We start from the raw sequence: 26,081 nt of genomic DNA, 5'->3' as shown, positions 1-26,081 counted from the left end.
GGGGCGTGGCGTGCAAGCATTAATCGAGTCGGTAGGTTCACTTTCTGCGCAACAGAAGAAAGCGTTGGCGGTAATGCTCAAGCAGCAAGGCATCAACCTGTTTGAGATTGCCCCGGTTTTCAAGCGCCAGGAAGGCGAGCCGCTTCGACTCTCTTATGCCCAGGAGCGGCAGTGGTTTCTGTGGCAGTTGGAGCCGCAGAGCACGGCCTATCACGTGCCCCGGGCTTTGCGCCTGAGCGGTCACTTGGACGTGGCCGCGTTGCAGCGCAGCTTTGACGCATTGGTGATGCGCCATGAAAGCCTGCGCACGCATGTGCAGCAGGACGGCGACAGTGCTTTGCAGGTCATCGCCGATCGGGCGCAGGTGGATATCGCGCTGGTCGAGGCCGAAGAGTCGGAACTCAAGGCGCTGGTCGAGGCGCAAATCGCCCAGCCGTTCGATTTGCAGCAAGGCCCGCTGTTGCGGGTCAAGCTGCTGCGCCTGGCCCCGCAGGAGCATGTGCTGGTGCTGGTGCAGCATCACATCGTGTCCGATGGCTGGTCGATGCAGGTGATGGTCGACGAGCTGGTGCAGCTGTATGCCGCCAATGTTCAGGGGCGCGACCTGCAATTGCCGGCTTTGCCGATCCAGTACGCCGACTATGCGCTGTGGCAGCGCAGTTGGATGGAAGCCGGCGAGCGTGAGCGTCAACTGGATTACTGGCAAGGCATGCTCGGCGGTGTGCAGCCGGTATTGGAAATGCCCATGGATCGCCCACGGCCTGCGGTGCAGAGCTTCCGTGGTGCGCGTCTGGACCTGAGCCTGGAAGCCTCTCTGGTTGAGGGCCTGAAGACGCTGGCGCAGCGCGAAGGCGTGACGGTTTTCATGTTGTTGCTGGCGTCGTTCCAGGCGGTCCTGCATTGCTACACCGGCCAGAACGACATTCGCATCGGCGTGCCGGTGGCCAACCGCAACCGCGTGGAAACCGAGCGCCTGATCGGCTTTTTTGTCAACACGCAGATCCTCAAGGCCGATATCGACGGCCAGATGACCTTCCGCGAACTGCTGCAGCAAACCCGTCTGCGCGCGGTGCAAGCCCAGGCTCATCAGGACTTGCCATTCGAGCAGTTGGTGGAAGCGCTGCAGCCGGAGCGCAGCCTGAGCTACAACCCGTTGTTCCAGGTGATGTTCAATCACCAGACCGACACCCGGCTTACCGGCGCTAGCGTGACCGGCCTGCATGTGCAGGGGCTGGAGTGGGACAGCAAGACCTCGCAGTTCGACCTCAGCCTCGACACTCAGGAGTCGGCTTACGGTATCCAGGCCTCCCTGACTTACGCCACCGACCTGTTCGACGCCCCGAGCCTTGAACGTTTCCTTGCGCATTGGCACCGCTTGCTGCAGCGGGTGGCCAAAGATTGCAGTGGTCGCATCGGCGAGCTGCCGCTGCTGGACGATGCCCAGTGGCAGCAGCAGGTGCACGGCTGGAACGACACGCACAAAGCCTTCGCTCAGGACGTGGGTGTGCATTGCCTGCTGGAAGCCCAGGCCCACGTGCGGCCGGACGCGACGGCATTGGTCTGCAACGGCCAGGCGCTCAGTTACGGTGAGCTGAACCGCCGCGCCAATGGCCTGGCCCACCGTCTGCGCGCCGCCGGAGTCGGTCCCGATGTGTTGGTGGCCGTGGCGCTGGACCGTTCGGTAGACATGGTGGTGGCCTTGCTGGCAACCCTCAAGGCGGGCGGTGCCTATGTGCCGCTCGATCCGCAGTTCCCGGCGGATCGGTTGGCCTTCATGCTCGAAGACAGTCGGGCCCACGTGTTGCTGACTGCCGGCGACCTGCACCAACGGTTGTCTCTGGCCGTCGAGCAGCACGTGCTGTTCATGGACGCGCAGGAAGATGGGCGCTACAGCCACGCCAATCCCGACATCGAGTTGACGGGTGAGCATCTGGCCTATGTGATCTACACCTCCGGTTCCACCGGCAAACCCAAAGGGGTGATGGTGCGTCATGCTGCCCTGAGCAGCTTCACCCATGGCATGGCCGACACCCTGGTCATCGGCGCTGACGCGCGCCTGTTGTCGTTGACCACGTTCTCGTTCGATATCTTCGCCCTGGAGCTCTACGTACCCCTGGCCGCAGGCGCGACCGTGGTGCTGGCCGACAAGGACGTGTCCCTGGACCCTGAAGCGATCCTGAGCCTGGTGCAGCGCGAAGCGATCAGTGTGGTGCAAGCCACGCCGTCGACCTGGCGCATGCTCCTGGACAGCGAGCGCGGTGCTTTGCTGCGCGGGGTCAAGTGCTTGTGCGGTGGCGAAGCGCTGCCGGCCGATCTGGCCCAACGCATGTTGGCCCAGCAGGGCTCGGTGTGGAACCTGTATGGCCCGACCGAAACCACCATTTGGTCGGCCGCCCACGAATTGCTCGAGCCGCTGCCTTTTGTCGGTCGTCCGATCGCCAATACCTCCCTGTTTATTCTCAATGCTGACTTCACCCCGTGCCCGGTCGGGGCTTCAGGCGAGCTGTTGATCGGCGGCGTCGGCCTGGCCCGGGGTTATCACGGCCGTGCGGCGATGACCGCCGAGCGCTTTGTGCCCAATCCGTTTGCCCGTCACGGCGAGCGGCTGTATCGCACCGGCGACCTGGCGCGGTATCGCGTGGACGGCGTGGTCGAGTACATCGGGCGTGTTGATCATCAGGTCAAGGTGCGGGGGTTCCGGATTGAGTTGGGAGAGATCGAGGCGTGTTTGCGCGAGCAGCCTGCCGTGCGCGAGGCCGCCGTGGTGGCGGATCACGATCAACTGCTCGCCTATCTGGTTACCGGGCAGCCGATACCCGAGGACGAACAGGCCCGATTGCGTGAGCAGTTCAAGGCAGCCCTTCGTGAGCAGTTGCCGGAATACATGGTGCCGGCTTATCTGGTGTTTCTGCCGCGGATGCCCTTGACCCCCAATGGCAAGTTGGATCGCAAGGCGCTGCCTAAGCCCGATGCCGGTGTGCTGCAAAAGCGTTATGTTGCGCCCGTCACTGAGCGTGAGTGCCAGGTCGCGGCCATTTGGGCGCAAGTATTGGGTATGCCGCAGGTTGGCCAGGACGATCACTTCTTTGAAATCGGCGGGCATTCCCTGCTGGCCACACGCGTGGTGTCTCGCGTACGCCAGGCGCTCGGTATCGATGTACCGTTGAAAAACCTGTTCGAACAGCCGGTGCTTGGCCGTTTTGTGCAGTCGTTGTCGGGCACTGCCCATGACATGTTGCCGATTACCCGTTCGGCGCCCGATCGCTCATCGGCCCTGTCCTTTGCCCAGGAACGTCAGTGGTTCCTCTGGCAACTGGAGCCGCAGAGCGCCGCGTATCACATCCCGGTCGCCCTGCGCCTGCGCGGTGCACTCGATCGCCAGGCCCTGCAACGCAGCTTCGACTGTTTGATCGAGCGCCATGAAACCCTGCGCACCGTGTTTGCCGTCGAGGGCGAGCGCACTGTGCAGCATCTCGTCGCGTCGGCAAGGTTGCTGATCGACGAAGAGGTGCTGTACAGCGATGACCCCGACGCGTTGAAGGCCAGGATTGAAGAGGAAATCGCCCGGCCATTCGACTTGTGCAAAGGACCACTGCTACGGGTCAAGCTGTTGCGCCTGGCGGCGGACGATCACGTGCTGGTGCTGGTGCTGCATCACATCATCTCCGACGCCTGGTCGATGGAGGTGATGGTCGAAGAATGGGTGCAAGGCTATGCCGCGTTCAGCCAGGGCCTAGAGCCCCATCTGCCGGCGTTGCCGATTCAATATGCCGACTACGCGGTATGGCAGCGCGACTGGATGGCGGCGGGCGAACAGGCACGCCAGTTGACCTATTGGCGTGAACGTCTGGCCGGTGAGCAGCGGGTGTTGGAGCTGCCGCTGGACTATCCACGCCCGGCGGTGCAAAGCCATCGTGGCGCGCGCCTGGACCTGATGCTGGAGGCGGCGTTGGTCGATGCGCTGCACACCCTGGCCCGCAGCCAAGGTGTGACCCTATTCGTGCTGTTGCTCGCATCGTTCCAGACGTTGTTGTATCGCTACAGTGGCCAATCGGATGTTCGCGTCGGCGTGCCGATTGCCAACCGCAACCGGGTTGAGACTGAGCGGCTGATCGGCTTTTTCGTCAACACCCAGGTGCTCAAGGCCGATATCACCGGTGAACTGGCGTTTGCCGAGCTGCTGCAACAGGTCAAGCGCGCGGCCCTGGAGGCGCAGGCTCATCAGGACCTGCCGTTCGAGCAATTGGTCGAGGCGCTGCAACCTGAGCGCAGCCTGAGCCACAGCCCCTTGTTCCAAGTGATGTTCAACCACCAGACCGACGCTCGCAGTGAGGCGAGCGCGCAGTCGATTGCGGGACTGTGTGTCGAAGGCCTGGCCTGGGACAGCCACACCGCACACTTTGACTTGAGCCTGGACACCCAGGTATCCGCCGACGGGCTTTGGGCATCGCTGACCTATGCCACGGACCTGTTTGACGCGCGGACCATTGAGCGCATGGCTGGCCACTGGCTGGGCCTGCTGCGCAGTGTGGTGAAGACACCCACTCAACCTGTTGGGCGCTTGCCTTTGCTGGCGACTGAAGAGCAGCACCGCTTGCAACAGGCCTGGAACAGCAGCAGCCCGGCGGTATTGTGGCAGGCCGGTGTTCATCGTCTGTTCGAGGCGCAGGTGCTGCAACGTCCGCAGGCCGTGGCGCTGGTGCTCGATGGCGAATCGCTGAGCTACGCCGAGCTAAACCGCCAGGCCAACCGCCTGGCCCATTGTCTGGTGGAGCAGGGCGTGGGCCCCGAAGTGCTGGTTGGGGTCGCGGTGGAGCGCTCCTTCGCCATGGTGGTCAGCCTGTTGGCGATCCTCAAGGCCGGTGGCGCCTATGTACCCCTCGACCCGCAATACCCGCGTGAACGCTTGGCCCACATGCTTGAGGACAGTGGCGTAGGCCTGGTACTGACGCAGTCGCATGTGCCGATAGCGCTACCCGAAGGCGTTACCGCGTTGGCGATCGACTGGGTGCCGATGGCCCACTATGCTGAGGACAACCTGGCGGTAATGATCGACCCGCACAACCTGGCCTATGTGATTTACACCTCTGGCTCCACCGGCAAACCCAAGGGCGTGGCCATCGACCATGGTGCGTTGAATGAATTCGCGCATATTGCCGCCGACTACTCGCGGCTGACCCCGAATGACCGCGTATTGCAGTTCGCCACGCTGAACTTCGATGGCTTCGTCGAGCAGCTGTACCCGGCCTTGATCCATGGCGCCGCTGTGGTGCTGCGCGGTCCGGAGCTGTGGGACAGTGGGCGCTTGTACATCGAGATCCTGGGTCAGGGCATTACCGTGGCCGACCTGCCGACGGCCTATTGGAACCTGTTCCTGCTCGACTGCCTGGCGGCCGGGCCGCGTAGTTATGGGGCCCTGCAACAAGTGCATATCGGCGGCGAAGCCATGCCATTGGACGGTCCGGCCCAATGGCTGCGGGCGGGCCTGGGGCATATACGCCTGCTCAATACCTACGGACCGACCGAGGCTACGGTGGTTTCCAGTACGCTGGATTGCACGGCGGGCCAGGAGGTCATCGGCACCACTGCCAGTCCGATCGGCCGCTCGTTGCCTGGGCGTGGTTTGTACGTGCTGGACCGCGATCTCAACCTCGCGCCACTGGGCACGGTTGGCGAACTGTATATTGGCAGCGCCTGTGGCCTGGCGCGGGCCTACCTGAACCGTCCATTGTTGACCGCCGAACGGTTTGTCGCCGATCCCTTCAGCGGCAGTGGCGGGCGCCTGTATCGCACCGGCGACCTGGCACGCTACCGAGCCGACGGCATCATCGAATACGTCGGTCGTGTTGATCACCAAGTGAAAGTTCGCGGTTTCCGTATCGAATTGGGTGAAATCGAAGCGCTGTTGCTGGCCCAAGCCGGCATCCGCGAAGCCGTGGTCTTGGCGTCGGATAACCAGTTGCTGGCCTATCTGGTTGCAGAGCAGCACGATACCGACGCCCTGGGTGAAGTGCTCAACACCACGCTGCGTGAACAGCTGCCCGACTACATGGTGCCCGCTCACCTGATATTCCTTGAGCGTCTGCCGCTGAACCCCAACGGCAAGCTGGATCGCCAGGCATTGCCAAAGCCGGATGCCCGCCATTCGCTGCGCAATTGGGTGGCGCCCGTCGGCGCCATCGAGCAGCAAGTGGCAGCAATTTGGGCGGATATCCTCGGTGTGGTGCAGGTTGGCCGCACGGATCACTTCTTCGAGTTGGGTGGGCATTCGCTGCTGGCGATGCAAGTAGCCTCGCGGCTGCGCCAGGTGTTGGCGCTGGAAGTCCCGCTCAGAATGCTGTTCGAGCAGCCCCGCCTGCAAGGGTTTGTGGCGGCGTTGCTGGCACTCGAAGGAGCCGGCGGCGTCAGCGCGCCAGTGCTGGTCCCCGTGGCGCGAGATCGCCAGTTGCCGCTGTCGTATGCCCAGGAACGCCAGTGGTTTCTCTGGCAGTTGGATCCCGAAAGCGCCGCCTACCACGTACCCAGCGCGCTGCGCCTGAAGGGCCGCCTGGATCTGGCCGCGCTGCAACGCAGCTTTGATTGCCTGGTGGCGCGTCATGAGAGCCTGCGCACCGTGCTGCGCCAGGACAGTGCGGGTGCCGTGCAAGTCGTGGGTGAGCCTGCGCCTGTCGCGATCACCCATGGCGCCGTATTGGCGACCGATCTCCAGGCTCGGGTGGAAGCGAGTATTGCGCGCACATTCGACTTGGAGCAGGGCCCACTGCTGCGCGTCGATCTACTGCGTATAGCCGAGGATGATCATGTGCTGGTGCTGGTGCAGCACCACATCGTCTCCGATGGCTGGTCGATGCAGGTGATGGTAGATGAGCTGGTGCAATTGTATGGCGCGTTCAGCCAGGGGCAGGACCTGCAATTGCCGGCGCTGCCGATCCAATACGCCGATTACGCCGTGTGGCAACGCGACTGGATGGCCGCGGGTGAAAAGGCGCGTCAACTCGACTACTGGCACGGCCTGCTGGCCGGTGAGCAGCCGGTTCTTGAGTTGCCATTCGACTTCCAGCGTCCGGCGCAACAGAGCCATCGCGGCGCGCGTCTGCGCGTGGAGTTGCCGGCACCGCTGGTGTCCGGCCTCAATGCCCTGGCCCAGCAAGAAGGCGTGACGATGTTCATGCTGCTGCTGGCGTCGTTCCAGACGTTGTTGCACCGCTACAGCGGCCAGGAAGATATCCGCGTTGGCGTGCCGATTGCCAATCGCAACCGCGCCGAAACCGAACGACTCATTGGCTTCTTCGTCAACACCCAGGTGCTCAAGGCCGATATTGATGGGCGGACCACCGTTGCCCAGTTATTGCAGCAGGTCAGACAGCGTGCGTTGGACGCCCAGGCCCATCAGGATCTGCCGTTCGAGCAACTCGTGGAAGCGCTGCAACCGGAGCGCAGCCTGAGTCTTAACCCGTTGTTCCAAGTGATGTTCAACCATCAGGTGGCCAGTCGTGCGACCTTGGAGCAAGCGTCGAGTGAATTGCGCGTCGAGGAACTGGCCTGGAACAGCCACACCGCGCATTTCGACCTGGACCTGGACGTGTATGAGTGGGGCGAGGGGATCAGTGCCACCCTGGGTTATGCCACCGATTTGTTCGCCCCAGCGACCATTGCGCGCATGGCCGGCCACTGGCAGAACCTGTTGCAAGCCATGGTTGCCGATCCGCAGCAGCCTATCGGGCAGTTGACGCTGCTGGACGAGGAGGAGCAGCGGCAGATCCTGCAGGTGTGGAATCAATCCGACGCCGGCTTCCCGGCCCAACGCCTGGTGCACGAGTTGGTCGCCGATCGCGCGCGGGAAACGCCGCAGGCAATCGCGGTCAAGTTCGACGCGCAAACCCTGACCTACGGCGAACTGGACCGCCAGGCCAACCAGTTGGCTCACGCGTTGATCGCCCGTGGCGTCGGCGCGGAAGTGCGCGTGGCGATTGCCATGCCGCGCAGTGCCGAGATCATGGTGGCGTTCCTCGCGGTGATGAAAGCCGGCGGCGTGTATGTGCCGCTGGATGTGGAATACCCGCGTGATCGCCTGCTGTACATGATGCAGGACAGCCGCGCGCAACTGCTGCTGACCCATTCCAGTGCGTTGCCGCAACTGCCGATCCCCGAAGGCCTGGACACGCTGGCCATCGACCATACCGAAACCTGGAGCCGCTTCAGCGACACTGCGCCCTCGGTTGACCTCGACGGCGACAACCTCGCCTACGTGATCTACACCTCCGGCTCCACCGGCATGCCCAAGGGCGTGGCGGTGGCCCACGGCCCGTTGGTGGCGCATATCATCGCCACCGGGGAGCGCTACGAAACCAGCCCGGCCGATTGCGAATTGCACTTCATGTCCTTCGCCTTCGACGGCTCCCACGAAGGCTGGATGCACCCACTGATCAACGGCGCCAGCGTGCTGATCCGCGATGACAGCCTGTGGTTGCCGGAATACACCTACCAGCAAATGCATCGCCACAACGTGACCATGGCGGTGTTCCCGCCGGTTTATCTGCAACAACTGGCCGAGCATGCCGAGCGCGACGGCAATCCGCCGAAGGTGCGGGTGTATTGCTTTGGCGGTGACGCGGTGGCGCAAGCGAGCTACGACCTGGCCTGGCGTGCGCTGAAACCTACTTATCTGTTCAACGGCTACGGCCCGACCGAAACCGTGGTCACGCCGCTGCTGTGGAAGGCACGCAAGGGTGATCCGTGCGGCGCCGTGTATGCACCGATTGGCACGCTGCTGGGCAACCGCAGCGGCTACATCCTCGATGCCCAGCTCAACCTGCAACCCATCGGCGTCGCTGGGGAGCTGTACCTGGGCGGCGAGGGCGTGGCGCGTGGTTATCTGGAACGCCCGGCACTCACCGCCGAACGTTTCGTCCCCGACCCGTTCGGCCAACCCGGCCGCCGCGTGTATCGCAGCGGCGACCTGACCCGTGGGCGCCTGGATGGGGTGGTGGACTACCTGGGTCGTGTCGACCATCAGGTGAAGATCCGCGGTTTCCGTATCGAACTGGGCGAGATCGAAGCGCGTCTGCGCGAGCAGGACAACGTCGGCGAAACCGTGGTGGTGGCCCAGGAAGGCCCGACTGGCAAGCAACTGGTGGCCTATGTGGTGCCGGCGTCCTCTGCAATCAACGAAACCGAGTGGCGCGACAGCCTGCGCCGAGCGCTCAAAACCCGTTTGCCGGACTACATGGTGCCCGCGCACTTCATGTTCCTGGTGCAAATGCCCCTGACCCCCAACGGCAAACTCGATCGCAAGGGCCTGCCGCAACCCGATATCAGCCTGATGCAGCAAACCTATGTGGCGCCGCGCAGTGAGCTGGAGCGGAAGATCGCCGGTCTCTGGGCCGACGTGTTGCGCTTGCCGCGCGTAGGTTTGAACGACAACTTCTTCGAACTGGGCGGCGATTCGATCATCTCGATCCAAGTGGTCAGCCGCGCACGCCAGGCCGGTATTCTCTTTACTCCCAAGGACCTGTTCCAGCACCAGACGGTGCAGAGCCTGGCCGCCGTCGCGCAGACCGGCGGGCAGGGCCTTGTCATCGATCAGGGGCCGGCCACTGGTGAAGCATTGCTCTTGCCGATTCACCAGTATTTTTTCCAGGAAGACATTGCCGAGCGTCATCACTGGAACCAATCCGTGGTATTGCGCCCTGGTGCGCGACTGGATGTTGCGATCTTGAGCACCGCCCTCGCGGCATTGGTCTCGCACCACGACGCATTGCGTTTGAGTTTCACCCGGTCATCGGCTGGCTGGCAGGCCCATTATCGAGAGGTTGAATCGAGCGGCAGCCTGCTTTGGCAAACCACCCTCGCTGATCTTGACGCGCTTGAGGCCCTGGGTCTGCAAGCCCAGCGCAGCCTGGATCTGGCAGGGGGGCCGTTGATGCGCGCTGTGCTGGTCGAGCTGCCAGACCAATCGCAACGGCTATTGCTCGTGATCCATCACCTAGTGGTGGATGGCGTGTCGTGGCGAATTCTGCTCGAAGACCTGCAGACTGCCTACACCCAACTTCAGGCCGGGCAGGTCGTCTCGCTGCCGGCCAAGACCAGCTCGACCCAGACGTGGGCCAAACGGTTGCAGGCCCACGCGCAGAGCCCGGCATTGCAAGAGGAACTGCGGTTCTGGCAGGCGCAGTTGCAAGGGGTCGATGCCGATCTACCTTGTGATAACCCGCAAGGTGGCAGGCAGAATTCCCTGGCTATCACCGTGGGCACGCATCTGGACCAATCCTGGACCCGTCGCCTGTTGCAAGAGGCCCCGGCGGCTTACCGTACGCAGATCAACGACCTGCTGCTGACCGCCCTGGCCCGTGTCATCACGCGCTGGACGGGCGGCGACTTCCTGGCGGTCAAGCTGGAAGGGCACGGTCGGGAAGACCTGTTCGATGATATCGACCTGACCCGCACGGTTGGTTGGTTCACCAGCATGTACCCGCTGGTGCTGACCCCGGCTGCGTCCCTGGCCGATTCGGTCAAGCGTATCAAGGAGCAGTTACGCGCCGTTCCAGACAAAGGCATCGGCTTCGGCGCGCTGCGCTATCTGGGAGACGATGAGGCCCGTCGGACACTGGGCGGGTTGGCGCAACCCAGGATCACCTTCAACTACTTAGGCCAGTTCGATGGCAGCTTCGAGGGCGATATCGCGCACGCTTTCTTCACCCCTACGGGCGAAGGTGCCGGCGCCGACCAGAGCGAGCACGCGTCTTTGGGCAACTGGCTGGACATCAACGGACAGGTGTATGGCGGTGAGCTGAACCTGAGCTGGAGTTTCAGCCGCGAGATGTTCAGCGAGGCCACAGTACAACGCCTGGCCGATGCGTATGAGCAGGAACTCAAGGCGCTGATCGAGCATTGCTGCCTGGCCGCGCATCAGGGCGTGACGCCGTCGGACTTCCCGCTGGCCCGGCTCAGCCAGGTACAGTTGGACGAGTTTGCGTTGGCCGCCGCCGATGATGTGTACCCCTTGTCGCCGATGCAGCAGGGCATGTTGTTCCACGCCCTGTACGAGCCGCAGGCGGGTGACTATGTCAACCAGATGCGCGTGGATGTGGACGGTCTGGATATCCCGCGTTTCCGCGCGGCCTGGCAGGCTGCGCTGGATAATCACGATATCCTGCGTACCGGTTTTATCTGGCACGGGGATCTTGAGCAACCCTTGCAGGTGGTGCATCGCCAGGCCCGGTTGCCCTTTATCGAAACCGAGTGCCCTGAGGGCGCCGATCAAAACAAGCAGTTGGACCTGTTGGCTGACTCGCAACGCCTGCAAGGCTTCAGCCTGGAGAGCCCGCCGCTGGTGCGAATTGCGCTGGCGCATACCGGGCCGCAGCGTTGCCACCTGATCTACACCAGCCACCACATTTTGATGGATGGTTGGAGCAGCTCCCAATTGCTCGGCGAAGTGCTGGAGCGGTATGCCGGGCATGTGCCGCCAGCCCAAGTCGCGCGTTACCGGGATTTCATCGCCTGGCTGCAAGCCCAGGATAAAACGCTGCGGGAAGCTTTCTGGAAAAGCCAGTTGGCTGAGCTGGATGAGCCCACGCGGTTGTTCCAGGCGCTGCCGCGCGACAAGGAGCGTGACGCGTCCGGCCTGGGTGAGCACGCCCATGAACTGAATGTCACGCAGATGGCCCGGCTCAAGGCCTTTGCCCAGGGGCAGAAGATAACGCTCAACACCCTGGTGCAATCGGCCTGGTTGTTGCTGCTGCAACGCTATACCGGCCAGGACACCGTTGCTTTCGGCGCCACGGTATCGGGGCGCCCCGCAGAGCTGCGTGGGGTGGAGCAGCAAGTCGGATTGTTCATCAATACCTTGCCGGTGGTGGCAACACCTCGGCCGGACATGCCAGCGTCACAATGGATGCAACAGATCCAGCAACAGAACCTTGCGTTGCGCGAGCAAGAGCACACGCCCTTGTTCGAACTGCAACGCTTGGCGGGGCTGGGTGGCGAGGCGTTGTTCGACACCATTCTGGTGTTTGAAAACTACCCCGTATCAGCGGTGTTGGAGCAGGGGGCACCGCAGGGTGTTCGCTTCGGCCATGTGAGCAGCCGGGAACAGACGCACTATCCCTTGTCGATTGCCGTCGGTGTCGGTGAAACGCTCACGCTGCACTACAGCTATGACCTGGCAGAGGTGGAGGCCCCGACGGTCGAGCGTATCAACCAGCACCTGCTGCACTTGCTGGCAGAACTGGTCGCCAAGCCCCAGGCACCCCTGGCGCAGTTGACGATGTTGACGGAGCCTGAACACAAGGCCCTGATGGAGCAAGGCAAAGGGCCGCTTGACGACACCCTTTGCCCTCTCGTCCAGCACCAATTTGAACAGCAGGTACGCCGTACGCCGCAGGCAACGGCTGCGATCTTTGGCGAGCAACAGTTGACCTACGAGGCATTGAACCGGCGTGCCAACCGTCTGGCGAACGGACTGATCAAGCAGGGTGTTGGACCGGATTCGCTGGTGGGCATTGCGTTGGAGCGCTCCTTCGACATGCTGGTGGGGCTGTTGGCCATACTCAAGGCTGGCGGTGCGTATGTACCGCTTGATGCAGACTATCCCGAAGCTCGCCTTGCCTACATGCTCAAGGACAGTGGTGTGAAGTGGCTGCTGACACCGTCGCATCTGAACCTGCCGGCGGCCAACGGCGTGCAATGCCTAAGCCTGGAAGGCGATCAGGCGTGGTTGCAGGGTTGCGCCGAGACCGACCCGCAGGTGGCCGTCAATGGCCAGAACCTGATGTACGTGATCTACACCTCAGGCACCACGGGCAACCCTAAAGGCGTGGGCGTGACCCACGAAGCCTTGGCGCAGCGCCTGCAATGGATGCAGAACACTTACGCGTTGCAAGCTGACGATGTGCTGTTGCAAAAGGCCCCGATGAGTTTTGACGTGTCAGTGTGGGAGTGCTTCTGGCCGCTGATCAGCGGCAGCCGCGTGGTAATCGCGGCACCGGGCGAACACCGCGACCCGGTGCGTCTGATGGAACTGATCCAGGCATTCGGCGTGACCACACTGCATTTTGTGCCATCACTCTTGCAATTGTTCATTGAAACGCCGGGTGTTGCCCAATGTTCCAGCGTGCGCCGAGTGTTCTCTGGCGGGGAGGCACTGACGGCCGACCTGCGTGATCAGATCCTGCGGACCCTTCCCACTGTGGTACTGCACAACCGCTATGGTCCGACTGAAACGACCATCAACGCGACATGGTGGGCCTGTTCCCTGGAGGAGGGTGTGCGTTCGCCGATTGGCCGGCCGTTGGGCAATGTGATTTGCCGCGTATTGGATGGGGATCTGAACCCGGTCCCGGTCGGTGTTGCCGGCGAGCTGTGCGTCGGTGGCTCCGGCTTGGCGCGCGGCTATCTCGGGCGACCGGGGTTGTCGGCTGAGCGCTTTGTCGCAGACCCGTTCGACAGTTCCGGTGCGCGGCTGTATCGCACCGGTGACCGCGTGCGGTGGGCCGACGACGGCGCATTGGAATACCTGGGACGCCTGGATCATCAGATCAAGATTCGCGGCTTCCGGGTTGAATTGGAGGAAATCCGTGCGCGGGTAATGCTGCAGGCCGATGTCGTCCAGGCTGAGGTGATTCTGCGCCAGGGCAGCGGCGGCGCCCAATTGATCGGCTACTACGTGGCTCGCTCTTCAGCCCCGGATGACGCCGAGCACGGCCAGGCTTTGCGCAGCGCGTTGCAGGCGCAGTTGCCGGACTACATGGTGCCCAAGCAGTTCGTGCGTCTGCCGCACATGCCGTTAAGCCCCAGTGGCAAGCTGGATTTCAAGGCCCTGCCTGAACCCGACAACCAAGTTGTGCAGGGCCAGTATGCGGCGCCTCACAGCGACCTTGAAAAGCAACTGGCGGCGATCTGGCAGGAGGTGTTGGACGTTAGGCAAGTGGGCTTGAATGACAACTTTTTCGAGCTGGGTGGGCATTCGCTGCTGGTGATCAATGTGATGTCGCGCATTCAGTTGGAGTTGGGCGTGAAGATCAGCGTGCATGAGCTGTTCCAGCATACCCGGCTCGGGCAACTGGCGGATCATCTGCAAGCGCTGGGCAGCGGTGTCAGCACAGAGAAGTTGGCGTTCCTGGATTCACTCCTCGACGAAATGGAGCAGCGGTAATGGACGACCAGATGGCGTACAGAATCATGCAGCGATTTATCGGGCTACCGCTTGAGCAGCGCAAGGTCTACCTGCAGAAGATGCTGCAGGAAGGCGTTTCACCGGCCAACCTGCCGATCCCACAGGTACGGCTTGAAGCGACTGCCTTGCCGCTTTCGTACGCTCAGGAGCGTCAGTGGTTTCTCTGGCAATTGGACCCACAAAGCGCGGTTTATCACATTCCCAGTGCCTTGCGACTCAAAGGTCGTCTGGATATTGTCGCGTTGCAGAAGAGTTTTGAATCGCTGATCGCCCGGCATGAGAGCCTGCGTACACAGTTCAGGCAGGTCGGTGAAGGCATGCGCCAGGAGATCCAGCCCACCTATGCTGTGGTGCTGGAACCTGAAACCCTTGCTGAAAGCCAATTGAAGGCACGCGTCGAGCAGGCCATTGCACACCCGTTCGACCTGGCGCGTGGCCCACTTTTACGCATGACCCTGCTGCGCCTGTCAGAACTGGACCATGTACTGGTTCTGGTACAGCACCACATCATCTCCGACGGTGCTTCGATGCAAGTGATGGTGGAGGAAGTGGTGCAGGCCTATACGGCCTACAGCCGGGGTCTTGAGTTTGAGTTACCTGCGCTGCCGATCCAGTATGCGGACTATGCCCTGTGGCAGCGCAGTTGGATGGAAGCGGGGGAAAAACAACGCCAGTTGGAATACTGGCAAGGCGTGCTCGGCGGTGATCAACCGGTGTTGGAGCTGCCTCTGGACCGGCCACGCCCGGCCTCGCAGAGCTTTCGGGGGGCGGCCCTGGACGTGGTGCTGGATGATCAGTTGGCCGCGGGAGTCCGGGCGCTGGCGCAGCGTGAAGGGGCAACCAGTTTCATGGTGCTGCTGGCGTCCTTTCAGGCCCTGCTGCATCGCTACAGCGGGCAACGGGACATCCGTGTCGGTGTGCCGACCGCCAACCGGAACCGCGTGGAGACGCAGCGGCTGGTAGGGTTTTTCGTCAACACCCAGGTACTCAAAGCCGATGTGGACGAGCATACCAGCGCGCTGGCGCTGTTGCGTCAGACCCGTCAGCGGGTGCTGGAAGCCCAGGCGCATCAGGATCTGCCTTTCGAGCAACTGGTGGAAGCGCTTCGTCCGCAACGCAGCTTGAGTTACAGCCCTTTGTTCCAGGTGATGTTCAACCACCAGAACCGAGGAACAGCCCACGAGAGTGAGCCGGGAACCTCCGGCCTGGTGCTGGAGGGACTGGATTGGGAGAGCCGAACGGCTCAGTTCGACCTGATCTTGAACGTCTCGGAGGAAGCGTCGGGTATCGGCGCTTCATTTGGTTATGCAACCGATCTGTTCGATGCGGCGACCGTCGAACGTATGGCGCGACACTGGCGACGCCTGCTCGGTGCAATGGTTGCCGAGCCCGAGGCCTTGGTTGATACGTTGGTGATGCTGGACGCGGAGGAGCGTCGGCAGATCGTCGCTACCTGGAATGCGACGACTACCGCTTACCCCCTTGAAAAGACTGTGCATCAACTGTTTGAAGAGCACGCCGAATGCACTCCGCACCGACCCGCCCTGGCGTTTGGCGCGATGCAGTTGAGCTACGACGCCCTGAACCGTCGCGCCAACCGCTTGGCCCATGCCTTGATCACGCGGGGTGTTGGCCCGGACAGCCTGGTGGGCGTGGCAATGGAACGCTCGGTGGAGATGGTCGTTGGCCTGTTGGCGATCCTCAAGGCCGGCGGTGCCTACGTGCCCGTTGACCCGGAATACCCTAAGGAACGCCAGTGCTACATGCTGGAGGACAGTGCGGTAAACCTGTTACTCAGCCAGTCTCACTTGACACTGCCGGTCACAGACAACGTACAACGCATTGACTTGGATGGCGACGGGCAATGGCTGGACGTTTACGATGAGGCCAACCCTAGCGTGGCTGTGAGTGGCGAGCACCTTGCGTATGTGATCTACACCTCTGGTTCTACCGGGAAACCCAAGGGGGCGGGCAACAGTCATGCGGCCCTCACCAACCGTTTGTGCTGGATGCAACAGGCGTATGCCTTGGGCGCCAGCGATACGGTATTGCAGAAGACGCCGTTCAGTTTTGATGTGTCTGTGTGGGAGTTCTTCTGGCCTTTGCTCAGCGGCGCCCGCTTGGTGATGGCCGCGCCGGGGGATCACCGTGACCCGGCGAAGCTGGTGGAGGTGATCAAGCGTGAGGGGGTTACCACGCTGCACTTTGTTCCGTCGATGTTGCAAGCCTTCCTGCAGCATGGTCCGGTGGGCAGCTGCAGCAGCGTGAAGCGCATCATCTGCAGTGGTGAAGCCTTGCCGGTCGATGCGCAGCAGCAGGTGTTCGCCAAGCTGCCACAGGCTCGGTTGTACAACCTTTATGGTCCCACGGAAGCGGCCATCGATGTCACCAGTTGGACCTGTGTCGACGAAGGCAAGGATGCCGTGCCCATTGGAAAGCCCATCGCCAATCTGGGTTGCCACATCCTGGACGGTCATTTGGAACCGGTGCCGATCGGTGTCCTGGGCGAGTTGTACCTGACGGGCAAGGGCCTGGCGCGTGGGTATTATCGCCAGCCGGTACTGACCGCCGAGCGTTTTGTCGCCAGCCCCTTCGGGGCCGGGGAGCGGATGTACCGTACCGGAGACTTGGCACGTTACCGTCCAGACGGGGTCATTGAGTACGCCGGGCGCATCGACCATCAAGTCAAACTACGCGGCCTGCGTATCGAGTTGGGTGAGATCGAAGCACGCCTGCTTGAACATCAATGGGTACGCGAAACCGCGGTGTTAGCGCTGGACGGTACCCAACTGGTGGGTTACGTGGTACTTGATGAGCCATTGCCGCATTGGCGTGAAACCCTCGCCGCCCATCTTTCAACCTACCTGCCGGCCTTTATGGTGCCGGCCCAGTGGGTCTTGCTGGAAAATATGCCGCTGAGCCCCAACGGCAAACTGGAGCGCAAGGCGCTGCCGCGCCCTGAAGCTGGCAGCCAGCAACGCAACTATGCAGCACCTCACACGGCGCTGGAACAGCAGATTGCGCAGATATGGCAACAGGTGCTGGGGGTCGATCGGGTCGGTTTGGACGATAATTTTTTCGAGCTTGGCGGGCATTCGTTGCTGCTACTGGTGGTGAAAGAACGTCTGGCGCTTCAATGTGGGCTGGTGCTCACAGTCAACCAATTGATGACGCGTTCAACCGTGAGAGCGTTGGCACGCAGTACGCTGGATGAACGGGAGCCCTCGCTTATCGTTGACTTGAATGGCTGCAAGGGCGGCCCGTCATTGTTCCTGTTTCACCCAAGCTTCGGTTCGGTACATTGCTACAAGGCCATCGGTATGGCCTTGCGCTTGGAGATGCCCGTACAGGGCATCATTTGCCGCGCACTGATGGATCCGCAAAGCCCTGTGCCGACGTGGGATGCCATGGTCGAGGACTATGCCCGGCAGATTCTGGTGACCCAGCCGGGCGGGCCGTATTACTTGGCCGGGTGGTCGCTGGGCGGCAATCTCTCGTTGCAGGTTGCCGCGTATCTGGAGGCTCGGGGCGCGGATGTGGCCTTTCTGGGGTGCATCGATGCGCCTCCGCCGATGCGCGTCAAGGCGTTCTGGGACAGGGACAAGTGGCTCAAACCCGCCGTTGAATCATTGGGGCCAGGCGACAAACGCGTGGAATTGCTGACGGTCATGTTGCCTGAGTCGGCGCAGGCCATTACCCAGGCCTGGCAAGATATTGAGCACGCCGGTACCGCGGCTGATCAGCAATGGAAGGCGTTTTGTGAGTGGGCACATTTGGCCCTTGGCGAGGTGTTTGTCAGCCTGCGCGACGAACTGCGCCAGGGGGGCGAGCTGGAGGTGTCGTGGGCGTTGAAGCACATGCTCGATGAGCGCTTGAAGGATGCCGATTATTCTCCTATCGCGGCGCCAGTAAGTTGCTGGTGGGCTGCACAAAGCAAGTCTGCCAATGATCGACATGTCATCTGCTCCGCGCTTGAAGAGGGGATTGGCCATGGGGTGCACGCGTCGGTGGTCATCGATACGACCCATGATCGAATCGTCGACAACCCTGAATTCATCGCCTCATTTGTTTCTGCTCTGAAAGGCGCCAGGCACTAGCCAGTACCACGCCTCCTTACTCCCGGACACCGGCCTCGCGCCGGTGTTTTTTTGCCCGGTGGTTTATCCATGGGCAAAGAAAACCCCCGCCTGAGGGCGGGGGGTCTTGGGGCTTGCGTGCAACGACTGGCCGTTAGAAGTTCCAGCGCGTGGTCAGCATGACGTTGCGCGGGTCACCGTAGTAGGCGGTGTTATAGAAGCCGATGTTGGTGTAGTAGTACTTATCGAACAGGTTGTTCACGTTAAGCGTCGCGGAGACGTTGTCGGTGATCTGGTATTTGGCCATTGCGTCAACCACCCAGTAGGCTTCCTGGGAGAATTCTTCGTAACGGCTCTTGCCACTGTTGTACACGTCTTGCCAGGCCTTGCCCTGCCAGCGTGCGCCACCGCCGATGGTCAGGCGGTCCAGGGCCCCTTTGAGTTTGTAGGAGGTAAAGAAGCTGACCTGGTCCTGGGGTTCCCAGGTCGAGACCTTGTCGCCATTCTCGTCGCGGATGATTTTGTGGGTATAACCCGCCTGTGCCTGCCAGCCAGGGGCCAGTTCGCCGGACAGCTCGGCCTCGAAGCCTTTGGTCTTGGCGGTAATGCCTTTGTAGGCATATGAAATGGCGGAGTTGGTCGGGTTGGCGTTGTACAGCGCATCTGCTTCTGCGCGGTTGGTTTCATGCACTTCAAAGTAGGCCAGGCTGGTGTTCAGCCCCCCATTGAAGAACTCGCCCTTCACACCCACTTCGTAGTTCTTGCCTTCGTCAGGTTCAAGCAGCTTGTTCTCACTGTCGCGGCTATACACCTGCGGCATGAAGATTTCGCTGTAGCTGGCATACGCGGTGAAGTTGTCGTTCAGGTCGTAGGTGACGCCGGCGTAGGGCACGACCTTACCGGTTTCAGTGGATTTGTTATCGCCTGTCAGCCAGTAGTTGGCTAAGCGGCTGCCGAGGAAGACGTTCAAGTCATCCGTCAGGTTGAAGCGCGCGGTCATGTAGCCTGCTGTTTGCCGAGTGGTTTCATCGATGACTCTGGTCGGCGTGCCCCAATCCGGCTCTGCGAAGTTGCCGTCGAAGTTCCAGAAGTCGACCACGCGACCGTTGGCGTAGGTGGGTGAGCCGTAGTCTTTACCCTTCCAATGGGAGTTCGAGGCAGAGCCACCAATCACCAATTCGTGCTCTCGGCCGCCCAGGCTGAATGGACCACTGGCATAGATGTCGCCAGAGTCGGCGCGGGTATGGCCGGTGAATTTGTTCGCATAGAGCGTCGACAGACCGGTTGCAGTGAATGGGCCAAGCTGGATCGCACCCATCGGTGCGTCATACCCGCTGAACTGATGGGTGTATTGCCCCTTCACGACCCAACCGTTGTCGAAATTGTGTTCCAGAGTGGAGAACACGCTCTGGGTATATTGCTCCCAGCTGCTCCACTTGGCGCCGTTGTTGAACGAGCGCTTTACATCGATGCGGTTACCGCTGCGGTCGAACAGGGGACGGCTACCCGACCAGCCAGAACCTTTAGGGTCGCTGTTCTGGTAGTCGAAGCCCACGGTCAGCAGGGTGTCTTCGTCGAGGTCTGCTTCCAGGGTGCCGAAGTACACATTGGTCTTGCGCTCATAGCGGTCCACGAACGAGTGCTTGTCCTGGTAAGCCGCCACGGCGCGGCCGCGCACGTTGCCGCTGTCGGTCAACGGCCCGCTGACGTCGACCTGGGAACGGTAGTTGTCCCAGCTTCCCGCACCCAGTTCCACACTGCCTTTGAACTCACGGGTAGGCTTTTTGCGGATCAGGTTGATGGTGGCCCCAGGCGCCCCGGCACCCGTCAACAGGCCACTGGCCCCCTTGAGGATTTCCACACGGTCGTAGATCGCCATGTCACTGAGGGTTTGCCCGGACGAATAGGCCGAGTTACGCAAGGTAGGGATGCCGTCGTATTGGAAGTTCTCGACCGAGAATCCCCGTGAGTAATAGTTGGTGCGCTCGCTGTCCAGGGTAGACAGGGTAATGCCTGGGGTATGGCGCATCACGTCATCGATGGAGTTGAGCGCGAAATCGTCCATGTGCTGACGGGTGATGACACTGATTGACTGAGGTGTTTCACGCGGGGTCAGCACCATGCGGGTAGCCGTAGCGATGGTTCCTGGCGTATAGGAACCGGTCCCTTCGGTGACCGTACCCAACTGGTTGGCGGTGACCTGGGTAGGCCCCAGTTCCAACCCCGAGGAGGTGCTGGTGGTGATGGTGACGTTGTTGCCCAGCAGGTTGTAGCTAATGCCGGTGTCCTTGAGCAGGGCGGAGATAGCCTGCGTTGGTTCCAGCTTGCCTTTCACCGCAGTGCTGCTTTTATTCTGCACATCCGTCGGGCTGTACAACACCTGCAGGTTGGTCTGGCGGCCAAATTCCTGCAGTGCCGTCCCCAACGGCTGTGCAGGAATGTCAATCTCGATCTCTTGAGCTTGTACATAGCCCGACAACGTTAAAGAAACCGCCAGTGCAAGGGCGCATGGCTTCAGGTTGACGTTCAAGGCTATGCGCATGGATAGCGCTTTGCTCAAGGGACTGAGACCGAGTCTTACTGACATGGATGCTTTCTCTTCTATATTGGATTGGGCAGATTGTAGTCGTTTATGAGTTTGTTTCTCATTAACGTTAGTGAGACGTTCCTAGTTGGGAAACCCGGAAAAGAAAATTCACGCGGGTACCATTTCGCGCACGACCTGGCCGGCGCGCAGGCGCACCAATTGGTCGGCGATATCGAAATAGCGGTCGTCGTGACTGATCACGATAATGGTCTTGCCCAGGCGCTTGAGGTCCGGCAGCAGCTCGGTATAGAAGATCCGGCGGAAGGCCGGGTCCTGGTCGGCGGCCCATTCGTCGAACACCAGCATCGGGCGTTCTTCCAGCCAGGCGTTGACCAGCGCCAGGCGTTTGCGTTGGCCGGTGGACAGATCGGTGGTGCTGAACGCTCCGTCCTTGATGGTGACTTTATGGGCGATTTCCAGGCGATCCAGATATTGCGCGGCACTGTCCAACGATGTCTGCCCGCCGCCCTGGACCAGGTCGTCGAATAGGTAATAGTCGGCGAAAATCGTGGTGAACAACTGGCGGTAATTATCTCGGGTAGGGGCGATCACGGCTTCACCGTTGAGGTGGATTTCCCCTGCCTGTGGTTGATACAGACCCAGCAGCAGCTTGATTAGGGTGGTCTTTCCGCAACCATTCTCGCCGACAATAAACACGATATCGCCATGCTTGATGCTCAGATTGATCGGCCCCAGGTGAAACGGCTCGGTGCCCTCCACCGGCGGTGGGCTGTAGGTCACGCCCCGCAGTTCGAGGCTGCGGACTTCGGGCTTGGGAGCTTCGCTGTCGTCCAGCAGCAGATGCGGCTCGGGGGATGAAAAACGCTCGGACAGTTCGGCGATGCGCGAGAATGCGATCTGTGCGCGGCTGACGATCGGCAGTGCGGTCACCACATGCTCCAGCGGGCCCTTCATATACAAGAGCACCAGCACAAAACCGGTGATCACCGCCGGGTCGGGGTTGGGGTTGTAGGCCTGGAACGCCAGCGCCAGGCCGATGACTACGAAGAACAGCATGGAACCGAAGGTCTTGGCGACGATAAAGATGTTGACCGAGCGAATCTGGATATCGCCGATTCGGTCAGCAGTGGCCTGGATGCGATGGGTATTCATCCGGTAGCGACGCGGTCGGTGGATGCGCAGCTCCTTGGCCCCCGACGCGATGGCGGTGTAGTAGCGTTGCAGCTCGTCTTCCTGGTTGCGAGCGGCTTCAAACCCCTTGATGCCCGCCGAGCGAGCCACGTACTGCACAGCAGTACCTATCATGATCGCTACTACCATCATCAGGAACATCGGTACTGACAGGTATGCCAGGTATCCCAGGCAGCCCAGGGTGACCGTGGTGGCGATGGCCAGAGGCGTGAACGAAAAGGAAAAGTCGCTGATGGTGTCCACGTCATGGGTCAGGACCGGAATCAGCTTGTGTGTGCGGTAGCGCTCAATCTGCTCAATAGGCGCCGACAGCACCTTCTCACCGAGGTCTTTGCGCAGGGCGGCAATGATCCGTTGGCCGACGTAATTGGTACCGATATCGGAAATGATCGAACTGACCAGCGCCAGCACACACAACGCCGCAAACGTCAGAATCACCCCCTGGGTCATCCCGGCGGCGGAGTGCAGCGCATTATTGATGGTCGCCAGCAGCAACGTGATGGCCAGGCCGCCGGCCATGCCCAGGGCGACGGACACGGTCACGATGGCGCGAAAGGGCCTGAGCAATGCGAGCAAACCGTTGAAGGCGCCGCGCTTGGGGTCGGTCATAGGTACTTCCCGGAAAGTGAATGGAGGGGGCTGGGCACGCAGACCCTTACCCATGACAAACGAAGCGTCGGTGCGAGTATTTAGCGCGGTGTGCCCGGCGGTGGCGGATAAATTGCCCGGGGCCTGGTTCGTTCTTGTTGGGTAGGCGCACGCGTAGGGTCGCGTGCCGGATTGATCCAGCGAGAGCGAAACAATGACGAGAAAGAACCTGGTGTATGTGTGGTCCCTGCGCAATGCCGCTGCCGACAAGGCCGGGCAGCCGGTGGCCTATAAGGATCACAAGCGCTATATGAAGTCGGTGCTGGAATTTCTGGTGGGGTCGCTCAACGACACCTCGCTGGGCGAGGCCTATAACCTGGTGGGCGTGGTGTATGACGACGACGAGCAGAACCCCCGTGACCGGCAATTGGTCGCCGACTACGGCTTTGCCTACCAGCCGGGCCGCCAGTGGCTGTATCCGGCGGACCTGCGGGTGCAGGGCCGTCTGGTCAACGATTTGCTGTTGAGCGTGCCATCCACCTACCGCCGCCTGCCGCGGGGTAGCGCGGAGCATATTGCCGGCAAGCAGGATTTCGAACGGCGCCTGCATGACACGCTGGTGGAGCTGAAGGCCGATGTCGTGGTGCTGGACGGCCTGTTGGTGATCCTCGACGAGCTGGTGCGTCCGGGGGCGCCGTTTGCGCGGCGGATCATGAATATTCACCCAGGCATTACCCGTCTCGAATCGCCCTATGAGCGCCGTGGCGCCTATGCCACCTGGAACGCCTTATACGGTGCCCGTGGCCAGGTGGTGGATTGGGTGACCAAGGAGACAAAGCCGTGCGAGCCGCTGTACCTGACCGGCGCGTCGTTCCACTACGTGGACAACGGCATCGACTCCGGCGAAGTATTCCACGACGTGCTCAAGACCGAGATTTCCCCGGACGACACCATCCTCGAATTGCGCTGGAACAACTTCAACAACAGCCTGTTCCCGGCGTTGCATGAAGGCCTGGAACGGTTAGCCCGACGCCCCCTGTAGGAGCGGGCTTGCCCGCGAAAATCGCCAACGATAACGCGCTCATCCTGGAGGAGCGCGGCGTGCTTGGGTGCTTCGCGAGCGAGCTGGTTCCTACAGGTGGGGGTTAGAGGTCACGGACGACGCGAAAGCCGATCCAGTCCCCGCGTGTCTGCGGGTAGATGTTGTTGCTGTTGCCCGAACGTGAAAACACCGGCGCTTCGCCCCAGTCGTTGCCACGGATCTGGTAGCTCTCGCAGTTCGGTTCCATCCATGCACTGCCGTCGGTGGGCGCGCCGATGTAGTTGGGGTGTTCGCAGTCGGCCACACGCTCGTAGACGTTGCCGTGCATGTCGTACATGCCGAAGGCGTTCGGCGGGTAGCTGCCCGCCGGCGAGGAAAAACTGTAGCCATCCGCCGGGCCATAGGTGTTGGCATGCTCGGCGATGCTATAACCCTTGCCCTCGTCGAACGGAAACGGGAAGGGTCCGCTGGAGCCGGCGCGCGCGGCGTATTCGCGTTGGGCTTCGCTGACCATGTGGTACGCCTGTCCGGTCTTTTTCGACAGCCAGGCCACGTAGTGCTTGATGTCATCCATGTCCATGCACACCGCCGGCTGGCGCGGGCCCTGGGGGTAGCGCGGCTTGCTGGCGATGCATTCGCGGCCGGGGCGGGTATCGCCGTCGGCGATCTTCACCCCGGTCTGGCGGATATAGCTGTCCCACTCGCCGGCGGTGATCTGGAAGCGACTCATGGCGAACGGCTTGGCGAAGGTCACGGCATGCATCGGGCCTTCGTCCGGTTCGCGGCCGACTTCGTTTTCGGGCGTGCCCATGGTGAATGTCCCGGCAGGCAGCACCACCATTTCCGGGCAGTCCTTGCAGTCCTTGAACACCTTGCCGGGTTGCGGCGTGGCGGCGTGGGCCAGGTTGGGCAGCAGCGCCGCGCACAGGGCGGTGAGGGCCAGGGGGATCAGGGCGTTGGATGGTGTCATGTGGGCCTCTGGTTCAACGGAAAAAGCGCCGGCGGCAGGGGCGTGTGCGCCCCATGCGTTTACGGCGTGGAAGATGGGTGGTTGGCCAAGGGCCTGGCGGCTTTTTGTACCTGGTCCCACACCCGCAGAAAGTTGCCGCCCCATAGCTTGGCGATGTCGGCTTCGGAGTAACCGCGCTGGATCAGCTCGGCGGTGACGTTGCGGATCTCGCCGACGTTGTTCCAGCCGTCGATCCCGCCGCCGTCGTTGAAGTCCGACGCCAGGCCGACGTGATCGATGCCGATCTTGCGCACGGTGTAGTCGATGGCATCCCCCAGGTCCTTGAGGGTGGCCTTGGGTTCTTCGTCGAGGATGGCGTACAGCGCGCTGGCGTACTCGCCGAACGTGTGCTCGGGCCAGGCGGCGATGATCGCGTCGCCCGGCATCAGGGCCACGGCCAGGTTGGGCAGGGGCGGCAGGTTGAAGCGGGCGCGCAGGCGGTTGAGCTTGTCCTGGGTCGGCTGGCTCAGCGGGCGCAGGTAGGCGGAGAAGGCTACGATCTGCACCACGCCGCCGCTGCGCTTGATCAGTTGCAGCTCCTTGTCGCTGAGGTTGCGCGGGATGTCCACCGCCGCGCGCGGCGCCGAGTGGGAGGCCACCATCGGTGTGCGGCTCAACTGCGCCACCTGTTCGAGGGCCTTGGTCGACATCTGCGACACATCGATGATTACCCCCAGGTCATTGAGGCGCTGCACCGCTTGCTTGCCGATGTCCGAGAGGCCGTCGAGGGCGTCCACCGAATCATTGAAAAACGGCAGCGGGCGCGACGAGTCGGACCAGGCGTTGTTGCCCACGTAACTGAAGCCGAACATGCGCATGCCGCGCGCGGCCCACAGGTCCAGCTGGTTCAGGTCGTTACCCAGGGGATAGGCATTGAGCATGCTCATGAAGATCGCAAACTTGCCCTCGCCATGCAGGCGGCGGAAGTCGTCCGGGGTGTAGGCGATGGCGACCTGGTTGGGGTAGTCGCGCACCATGGCGCTGATGATCTTGTAGCGCACTTCCTGTTCGTTGCGTGCCGCTTCGACAAAGCCGTCGGTGGGCTTGTGGGGGGCGTTGGCGCCGTTCCAGATTTCCGGCCAGCCGAAAATCGTCAGCGCCGCACCGGACAGGCGCCCGCGCGCGGCCTTGGCCAGGTCGAACTGGCCGCTGCCGTCCTTGTCGACCTCGTTGCCGGCGGTGCCGAAATCCACCGGCACGGTGATGTGGCTGTCGAAAGAGAGCAGGCGGTCCTGCATCTCATCAGCCTGCTTGATCACTTCCAGCGGGTAGCCGGCGTTGCCCCTGAACCAGTGATCCCAGACCAGCAAGCCGGCGCCGATGGCCAGTGCCAGTGGCAAGCCGATATACAGCGCCTTTTTCGAACGTGGTTTTGTCATTGCCGTCTCAGTCAGTTGAGGCCTTCGCTATCAGGGAGGAACGAGTGATCGGCGGCAAAATTTAGCGGGCAA

Annotated in this window: 7 protein-coding genes; 3 read left to right on the top strand and 4 right to left on the bottom strand. The window is 61.8% G+C overall.

The genetic code is table 11. The features are described from left to right. Positions 1-10 precede the first annotated feature (10 nt). Complete coding sequence (locus tag BLR63_RS09975; protein ID WP_231998157.1) at positions 11-14,155, top strand: non-ribosomal peptide synthase/polyketide synthase; 14,145 nt, start codon at positions 11-13, stop codon at positions 14,153-14,155. Next, positions 14,155-18,273, top strand: a complete 4,119-nt coding sequence (locus BLR63_RS09970) for an amino acid adenylation domain-containing protein (protein WP_010564296.1) — start codon at positions 14,155-14,157, stop codon at positions 18,271-18,273. The genes BLR63_RS09975 and BLR63_RS09970 overlap by 1 nt, the downstream gene beginning before the upstream one ends. Before the next feature lie 133 nt (positions 18,274-18,406). Here the strand turns inward: BLR63_RS09970 and BLR63_RS09965 are convergent, their stop codons facing one another. Both BLR63_RS09965 and BLR63_RS09960 read right to left on the bottom strand, forming a co-directional pair. Next, on the bottom strand, positions 18,407-20,794 hold the full coding sequence (locus BLR63_RS09965) for a TonB-dependent siderophore receptor (RefSeq protein ID WP_010564297.1): 2,388 nt from the start codon (positions 20,792-20,794) through the stop codon (positions 18,407-18,409). Positions 20,795-20,947: 153 nt separating this feature from the next. Continuing rightward, the gene (locus BLR63_RS09960) at positions 20,948-22,600 is read right to left on the bottom strand and encodes a cyclic peptide export ABC transporter (protein WP_010564298.1); all 1,653 of its coding nucleotides are present in this window, start codon (positions 22,598-22,600) and stop codon (positions 20,948-20,950) included. Positions 22,601-22,793: 193 nt separating this feature from the next. On the opposite strand from BLR63_RS09960, the gene BLR63_RS09955 reads away from it, so the two are divergent. After that, a complete protein-coding gene (locus tag BLR63_RS09955) occupies positions 22,794-23,621 on the top strand; it encodes a formyltransferase family protein (protein WP_010564299.1) in 828 nt (275 codons plus the stop codon). 103 nt (positions 23,622-23,724) lie between these two features. Here the strand turns inward: BLR63_RS09955 and pvdO are convergent, their stop codons facing one another. Next, positions 23,725-24,591: a dihydropyoverdine dehydrogenase gene (gene pvdO / locus BLR63_RS09950; RefSeq protein ID WP_010564300.1), complete on the bottom strand. Its 867-nt coding sequence runs from the start codon at positions 24,589-24,591 to the stop codon at positions 23,725-23,727. Between the two features lie 59 nt (positions 24,592-24,650). Next, on the bottom strand, positions 24,651-26,009 hold the full coding sequence (gene pvdM, locus BLR63_RS09945) for a pyoverdine-tailoring dipeptidase-like protein PvdM (RefSeq protein WP_010564301.1): 1,359 nt from the start codon (positions 26,007-26,009) through the stop codon (positions 24,651-24,653). Positions 26,010-26,081 lie beyond the last annotated feature (72 nt).

The organism is Pseudomonas extremaustralis, assembly GCF_900102035.1.
In the GTDB taxonomy this organism is placed as follows: domain Bacteria; phylum Pseudomonadota; class Gammaproteobacteria; order Pseudomonadales; family Pseudomonadaceae; genus Aquipseudomonas; species Aquipseudomonas extremaustralis.
The sequence above is the reverse complement of the archived record's forward strand: the minus strand, read 5'-3'. Positions and strand labels throughout refer to the sequence as shown.

What these genes read in the sequence shown, in the direction of transcription:
- BLR63_RS09970 (WP_010564296.1), top strand. Translation starts at nt 14,155, where the DNA reads ATGGACGACCAGATGGCGTACAGAATCATGCAGCGATTTATCGGGCTA.
- BLR63_RS09965 (WP_010564297.1), bottom strand. Translation starts at nt 20,794, where the DNA reads ATGCGCATAGCCTTGAACGTCAACCTGAAGCCATGCGCCCTTGCACTG.
- BLR63_RS09960 (WP_010564298.1), bottom strand. Translation starts at nt 22,600, where the DNA reads ATGACCGACCCCAAGCGCGGCGCCTTCAACGGTTTGCTCGCATTGCTC.
- BLR63_RS09955 (WP_010564299.1), top strand. Translation starts at nt 22,794, where the DNA reads ATGACGAGAAAGAACCTGGTGTATGTGTGGTCCCTGCGCAATGCCGCT.
- pvdO (WP_010564300.1), bottom strand. Translation starts at nt 24,591, where the DNA reads ATGACACCATCCAACGCCCTGATCCCCCTGGCCCTCACCGCCCTGTGC.
- pvdM (WP_010564301.1), bottom strand. Translation starts at nt 26,009, where the DNA reads ATGACAAAACCACGTTCGAAAAAGGCGCTGTATATCGGCTTGCCACTG.